This is a genomic window from Mesorhizobium sp. M7A.F.Ca.CA.003.01.2.1 (assembly GCF_003998945.1).
Classification (GTDB): Bacteria; Pseudomonadota; Alphaproteobacteria; order Rhizobiales; family Rhizobiaceae; genus Mesorhizobium; species Mesorhizobium ciceri.
This window is the reverse complement of sequence record NZ_RZRA01001373.1, coordinates 1-998: the sequence shown is the minus strand read 5'-3', so window position 1 is coordinate 998 and position 998 is coordinate 1. Positions and strand designations below refer to the sequence as shown.

The following is a 998-nucleotide window of genomic DNA, read 5'->3' as shown; positions in this document are numbered from 1 at the left end:
GCATGTCCGATCATGACCCTTTCCGTGACAGCCCCTTCCGGCGCCACTCACCAGATGGCCGACGCCTGGCGTCGCCAGACGTCCTTGCGCCGGCTCTACACCGCCATCGGTGTCGGCCTGCTCATCACCGCGCTCGGCAGCACCATGTGGTTCGCCGACGAGGCCAATGCCGGGCATTTCTTCGACCGGTTGCCGCATTTGCTGGATTTCCTGAGCTGGCTCGTCCCCAAGGACTGGAACGATGTCTGGCGGGCGATGTTCGACATCACTTCCCCGCATGACACCGGTACCCAGGAATTCAATTTTCCGCTTGGCCGCGCCTATGTCTGGGGCAGCTTCTACATCCCCGAATATTTCGAGCTGATGCTGACCACGCTCAACGTGGCGCTGGTCTCGACCTTCATCGGCTTCGTCTTCGCCGTGCCGTTCTCCTTCATCGCGGCGCGCAATTTGACGCCGCATCCGGTGCTGCGGCTGATCGTCAAGCGCCTCATGGAACTGCTGCGCGCCTTTCCCGAGATCGTCATCGCCGGCCTGTTCGCCGCCATCGTCTCGATCGGCCCGATCGCCGCCATCATCGCCATCGGCCTGCATTCGATCGGCGCGCTGGGCAAGCTGTTCTACGAGATCAACGAGAACATCGACATGCGCGCCGAGGAAGGCCTGAGGGCCGTCGGCGCCAACTGGTTCGAGCGGGTGCGCTTCGCCGGCCTGCCGCAGGTGCTGCCCAACTTCATGTCCTACACGCTGCTGCGTGTTGAGATAAATGTCCGCATTTCCACCATCATGGGCGCGGTCGGCGGCGGCGGTATCGGCGAGGAGTTGAAGCTGTCGATCTCGCGCGGCTTCGGCGCCAAGACGATAGCCCTCGTGCTGCTCCTGTTCACGACGATCTTCATCGTCGACCAGTTCTCCGCCTGGCTGCGCCGCAAGCTGGTCGGCGAGCAGGCTTTCGTGATGAGCGCTTGACCATGGCCACCATGACCGCCGATCAGATC

Annotated in this window: 1 protein-coding gene; it reads left to right on the top strand. The window is 63.0% G+C overall.

Annotated elements, in window-relative coordinates; genetic code table 11:
* The first annotated feature begins 12 nt into the window (after positions 1–12).
* Positions 13–969 carry a phosphonate ABC transporter, permease protein PhnE gene (phnE, locus tag EN969_RS32760; RefSeq protein WP_063169041.1) on the top strand — a complete coding sequence of 319 codons (957 nt, stop codon included), beginning with the start codon at positions 13–15 and terminating at the stop codon, positions 967–969.
* Positions 970–998 lie beyond the last annotated feature (29 nt).

Excerpts from the sequence above, each read along its gene's own strand:
- phnE (WP_063169041.1), top strand. The coding sequence starts at position 13 with ATGACCCTTTCCGTGACAGCCCCTTCCGGCGCCACTCACCAGATGGCC.